Here is a 5,730-nt window from a genome sequence, read left to right as displayed (position 1 = left end):
GTCCCTAAATCCGCTCACAACGTCAATGAAGACGTCAAGGTTCCGATTGAAATTGAGCTGGTTCAGTTCAGCATAACTTGTCAGCTCTTCCTGCTGACGGTCGGTCTTCTGAGAGGCCGTAGAGATGCGCACATAGATTGCCGTGTGCCTTTTCTCATCGAATGAATTGAATTGTGACATAACTTTAATTGTTTATAAAGGGTAAATTCAATCGATGGAGCTACAATAATCAAAGAAACGTGAAGCGCCATGCAAGAGAAAAGTGACAAATAGCGTCAAAAATATTGGTACATAGACTGTTGCGTTGTTTAAGTTACATAATATGTTCAGTACATGAAAGAATAATCAGTATTATGTCGGTTGAAGATTTTTCACTAATTTTGTGGCGATAAGAACCGAAAAGGCTATGACGATTGAGGATATCAGGGAAATAATCGCTTCTGATGAGACCAGAACGCTGGAACTGAAAAAGAGCACCGGAGAACTGAAGGATGGAATGCACAGCGCCTGCGCCTTCCTTAATACTGCCGGAGGGTGGCTTTTCTTTGGAATTGCACCCGCTTCTCTGAAGATTCTCGGGCAGCAAGTCACTGACAATACCCGTCAAGAGATTGGGAAGGCAATCAGAGGCCTTGAACCCGCCATTGATGTCCCAATCAAATACATTGAAGTTCCTGACAGACCCGGGAATTTTGTCATAGCGATGCACTTTGGCGGATGGAAATGGGGAGACACTCCATATACATTCCACGGTACACCATATTACCGTGTAGAAAGTACGACATCCGTTATGCCAAGGTCCCTGTTTGACGAACGGCTTCGGGCATCTGCACCAAAGGAATATGCCTGGATAAATCAGCCATCCAAAGACCTGACTGTCGAAGACCTTAATCACGACTTTATTCGAGGGATGCTTCGTCTGGGTGTCGAAAAGAACAGGATATCGGAAGCCTCTTTGACGGAGCCTGTTGAAGACATCCTCGCCAAACTGGAATTACTGAAAGATGGAAGGCCTACGAACGCTGCTGCGATGCTCTTTGCGAAAGACACTTCCAACTATCATCAATTCCGGGTTCGTCTCGCCAGATTCCGTGGAACGGATAAGAATGAGTTTATTGATAACCAGCAGGCTTCGGGAAACTTCCTTCAATTGCTTGACGCCGGAATGTCCTTTTTCTTCAAGCATCTGTCATTAAGCGGAAAGATTACCAACAAACTTCAGCGTGAAGAAGAGCTTGAAATACCCGCAGGCGCATTAAGAGAAGCCTATATCAATGCTCTCTGTCATTGTATGTGGGAGCGGGATAACGTCACCATCGGCATTGCAATCTATGATGACAGAGTGGAGATTGAGAACCCCGGCATATTCAAGGATCCTATCAATCCAGAATCAATCAAAGGTGCCCATCCATCAATTCCATACAACCCCACTATCGCAGAAGTGTTGTTCAGGAGCGGATATCTTGAAAACTGGGGTTCCGGGGCAAAGAGGATTATTGACCTCTGCAAAGAACACGGAATCCCGGAGCCGACATGGGTGGATAACCACGGATTCATCAGTATATGTTTCTTCAAGTCCAATGAGGCCTATCTTCACAATGTCATAAAAGATGTCATAAAAGAACTCTCTGAAAGACAAAGGCTTATCCTTGACGATGTCATAAAAGACACAACGGTAACGGTGTCTCAGTTAGCAAAAAATCACGATGTTACAGAGCGTACAATAATGAGAGATATAGACGTTCTGCAGAAAGTCGGAATATTGCACAGGTACGGCAGTCGCAAAGACGGTCGCTGGGTTATATCCGTAACAAAGTCTTAGGATTTGACCGTAACTTGCTAATCTTCTTCGCGATTATAAGTATTGAAGCCACTTATAAAGTTACAAAATTTTGAGGTCTTTTGCAAGTTTAATTAGTTGATAATCAATAATATACAGCGATTTTTTCAAAAATTGTCATGTACTAAACATTTTCCCATAATTTCCAAAATTCGATTCTTTCAAACTACAGGCGAATTTTCCGTATTGTTTAAATCATTGTATTGAAATAAATCTATATTTATTGCCTGTAATCCGAAAAATTGTGCTATATTTGTATTGCGATTAATCAAAGATTATTTTCTCTTTGTAATTACGGTGAAAATCTTTACCTTTGGAAAATGGAAATTTTTATGAAAAAGAATGACAGAGTCAATATCTCTCCCGACTTGACCAACCTTCCCGAATGGATCATTGGCACAGTACTGGAGGTCGAAGAAAACCCTTTTGCCGGGAAAGTGGTTTCCGCCCGGACAGATGATGGCCGCATATTCTTCGGCCATGCGGAACTGTTCTCCTTATGCATAAACACGCAGCCATGTACGCATTGAGCTTTGACCTGGTCGTAAACGACTTGAAGAAGTACTATGGTGAGCCTTACAACAACGCCTACTATGAAATAAAGACGTTGCTTGCAGGCAATGGGTTTATTTGGGTGCAGGGGAGCACTTATATGTCACAAAGCGACGATCTTACCGCACTGGTCAAAACCGTCATGGAATTATCCAAGATCGACTGGTTCAAAAAATCCGTGCGGGATATCCGAGGATTCAAGGTTGAAAGCTGGTCTGACTTCACCCCTCTGTTCAAGCCTTGACAGTATATGTACCCAGCCGAACTTTCCGCTGTTATTTATGCAAGAGTTTCCAGCACCGGGGACAGGCAGGACGCAACCAGGCAGGTGGCCGACCTGGAGAGATACGCCGCAACTTCCGGGCTGAAGGTTGTCAGGATCTTCGATGAAAAGGCTTCCGGGGCGAAGGATGATAGGGAAGTGCTTGCCGACTGCCTGGCATTTCTCAGGAAAGGGGAGGCCGGTACTCTGTTGCTATCCGAACTGTCGCGCCTGGGGCGCAGCGTCCGGAAAATACTTGAGGTCACGGATGACCTTACGAAAGCAGGGGTGAATATCCATATCCTGGATCTGAATATCGACACGATGCTTCCTGATGGAAAGGAGAACCCGGTGGCGAGGATGCTTCTGACAGTCCTGGGACTTGGTGCAGAGTTGGAGAGAAAGAACATTGTCAGCCGCCTGAACAGCGGCCGTCAGTTGGCTATCGAGAGGGGAGTGCAGCTTGGCCGTCCTGTCGGATCCGGAATGACTGATGAAGAATTACTCCAAAAATACCCTACTGTTGTAAAACGACTCAATAAGGGGCTGTCCGTCCGTGATACTGCGGCCGCTTGTGATGTATCTACGTTTACCGTCCAGAAAGTGAAAAAAGCAATGAGGTGATACTATGAGGATATTTGACGAGAAGCACAATAATATGCTGGATTCGGCCCATTTCCGATTTATCCAGCTTGACGGCAACTTCATCAGGTTCTTTAACGAGGCCTTTAAGGAAAATGTGGAGTGGGAGAAATTCGCTATTGAATTTGATTCCGAAGAAGATGCTGAACTTAAATTCGAGGAACTGTCAAAAGAAGCCGGTTGGTTTCAGTTCTTCCAAAAAAAACAACGAACATTATTGAACACTTTTTGTTTCTCCCGCTTTTTCCTTTCCTCAAGTGTGGATTCCGAAGGTATCAAAACTTATTCTGTTATCTTCTGGAATAGTGGCAATGATAAGTTCGGTATAACTGTCAAGAACCGAGACAGAGGTATTGAGTTATTGAAATCCTTGGCAATATAAAGTAATCCCCGGCCAAAATGGTCGGAGATTCTTCTTATTTGTCGTTATCAAATCGGTTTCCTATTCGATGCCAGGACTTTCTTCTGAAGTATTTGTCTGCTTCCTGGACCGTATTGATATCCTTATCCTGTGTCAGATAAATATTCCCATCTCTACATATATGAGCGCGAGTTTCGACTTCTGAGTCTTCCAAACGGAATATGACGAGGGCATTATAAGAAGTGCTATCTACGTCAGCGTAACTGAAATTAAGGACAACTACATCTTTTTCAATTACACCAGATATGGCATTCTTAAAGACTCTGGCATTGTTTTGCCAATTCTTATTGTATTTTTCTTCCAGAACCTTTATTTCAGCCTTCTTGGCTTTACGTTCCTTAATGCCCTTATTGAATTCTTCCTTTACTGAAATGGCTCTATCTCCTGGGTGCATATCCCCGGCTATAATACCAATACTTATTGCGCGATCCATCCAATCTCGATAGTCGTTATTCAACTTTATAGCCCACACAAATAACGTCGCAAAACACAACGCAAGTATTATTTTTGCCCCTTTATTGGAAGTGGTTTTCTTATTGAATACTTTTTCCGCAACTTTATCGGCCACTTTTTCCATTTCTGCATCCGTATGCTCGGCATATACAGTAAAATCAGAGTGCTTAATCTTAACGTCCGGGATAGGAGGATATTTCACTGTAACCTCCTTCTGCATCTGATTCTTTGCGGCGGTAATGGAATTTGATAATGACGTAAGCTGAGTTTCAACCTTTGTCAATCTGTCGTTCTGTCCGGATACGGCACGGCTGATGGCGGCCACGTTGTCGGTCGTGGCTTTATTGTTCTTGGATACAGCATCGGCAAGTTCATCCACTTTCTTGATAGTTTCCGGGAACTTATCAAGAGCTTCAAATAATTTCTCGTCTTCCATAACTATCTTCCTCGTCCATTCTTGATTATTACATTATTCGTTGTCTGATTATTCTGTGCAGCTTGACGTTGAGCCTCTTTCTGTGCTGCCTCCTGTGCGGCTTTTTGTGCAGCTTCCCTTGTGGCTCTTATTTCCATAGCATTCTTGGTTGCACTTTGTGCATACCTCACACGCTGCGCTGTCTCTATCTCCTGTGCGGTCCTGTAAGCCGGCTTACGCTTGGTGGCGGCTTCATATCGGGCCAATAACTGATGCAGATATTCCTGGCCGAACTTGCTGGCATTTACCGTGAACGGAGTTTCACCGCCGGCCGTAATGGATATATCCTCTACGCCTCTGTTACTTGTTATTTCCTTTATCGACAGTCCATGGCCCGCCAGATTGAGACTCAATGAACCTGCATCCTTGGACGCACTGAACACGTCAAGGATTTCAGATTTACGTCTGTAAGCCGACAATGAACTTGAAAGATTGCTGGAGGTCTGACGAGTATCCTTTACCTGAGACTGCTCTTTTTCAGCAACGTGCTGGGCGTAGCTCTCCATAAAGTTCTTCAAGCTGCGCCTTTCTTCCGGCAACGGCGTATTGAGTGCTGCCTTCAGATTATTGATTTCAGTCTGGAGTGCCGTCTTGGCTTCCTTATTCTCGACATAGACCTTCAGACGGTCGGCCTTGTCCTGACGGAGTGCGGCCTGTTCAGCTTTCAGTCCCTCGATAGAGTCTTTGATTGCTGCCGCCTGTGCGCGAAGATCCTTCCGGGCTGCGATGGCTGCGCTGCGCTCGGCTTCCGCGATGGTGCTTCCTACAAGGCCCATAACGATACCGGCAACAGGATTGATAAAGAATACCAGGGCTGAAACGGCCTTGACAATACCTTTTGCGGTGGATGCTTTCTGAACATCATCCTGAAGGGCGTTCATCTGACTATATACGTTCCGGAGGTTGTTGTATTTCTCCGTTATGGCCGCGCTGCATACGCCGTAGTTCTCCTTGGCCGTCTTATAGAGGTTGAAGGACTTGTCGCAAGCATCCTTGAGCCTGTCGTATTCCGGACGGTATTTGCTATGATAGTCGTTCCAGAATTCATTACGCCTGCGCTGCTCACGCTTGGCAAGGGCTTCCTG

The 5,730-nt window shown here is 45.0% G+C and carries 8 protein-coding genes; 5 read left to right on the top strand and 3 right to left on the bottom strand.

Translation table 11 applies throughout. The features are described from left to right. Positions 1–180, bottom strand: a 180-nt coding sequence (locus AC06L3_RS01300; protein ID WP_475668820.1) for a recombinase family protein, incomplete at its 3' end; no start/stop codon positions are given. A 226-nt stretch (positions 181–406) separates the two neighbouring features. On the opposite strand from AC06L3_RS01300, the gene AC06L3_RS01295 reads away from it, so the two are divergent. From AC06L3_RS01295 to AC06L3_RS01275, 5 genes are all read left to right on the top strand, one after another. Beyond that, positions 407–1,822 carry an ATP-binding protein gene (locus AC06L3_RS01295; protein WP_475668819.1) on the top strand — a complete coding sequence of 472 codons (1,416 nt, stop codon included), beginning with the start codon at positions 407–409 and terminating at the stop codon, positions 1,820–1,822. 350 nt (positions 1,823–2,172) lie between these two features. After that, entirely contained in the window at positions 2,173–2,370 is a 198-nt protein-coding gene (locus AC06L3_RS01290; RefSeq protein WP_475668818.1) for a transcriptional regulator, read from the top strand. After that, the gene (locus tag AC06L3_RS01285) at positions 2,358–2,636 is read left to right on the top strand and encodes a virulence protein (RefSeq protein WP_475668817.1); all 279 of its coding nucleotides are present in this window, start codon (positions 2,358–2,360) and stop codon (positions 2,634–2,636) included. The genes AC06L3_RS01290 and AC06L3_RS01285 overlap by 13 nt, the downstream gene beginning before the upstream one ends. A gap of 6 nt (positions 2,637–2,642) precedes the next feature. Next, a complete protein-coding gene (locus tag AC06L3_RS01280; protein ID WP_475668816.1) occupies positions 2,643–3,278 on the top strand; it encodes a recombinase family protein in 636 nt (211 codons plus the stop codon). A 4-nt stretch (positions 3,279–3,282) separates the two neighbouring features. Then, positions 3,283–3,678, top strand: a complete 396-nt coding sequence (locus tag AC06L3_RS01275) for a hypothetical protein (protein WP_475668815.1) — start codon at positions 3,283–3,285, stop codon at positions 3,676–3,678. A gap of 34 nt (positions 3,679–3,712) precedes the next feature. Here the strand turns inward: AC06L3_RS01275 and AC06L3_RS01270 are convergent, their stop codons facing one another. Continuing rightward, positions 3,713–4,606 (bottom strand): hypothetical protein, encoded by an 894-nt coding sequence (locus AC06L3_RS01270; RefSeq protein ID WP_475668814.1) that lies wholly within the window; start codon positions 4,604–4,606, stop codon positions 3,713–3,715. 2 nt (positions 4,607–4,608) lie between these two features. Continuing rightward, positions 4,609–5,730: hypothetical protein (locus tag AC06L3_RS01265; protein ID WP_475668813.1), on the bottom strand; the 1,122-nt coding region annotated here is incomplete at its 5' end.

This window comes from Candidatus Egerieousia sp., from assembly GCF_056211015.1.
Note: the sequence above shows the minus strand (reverse complement) of the source record. Positions and strands in the feature narration are given on the sequence as shown.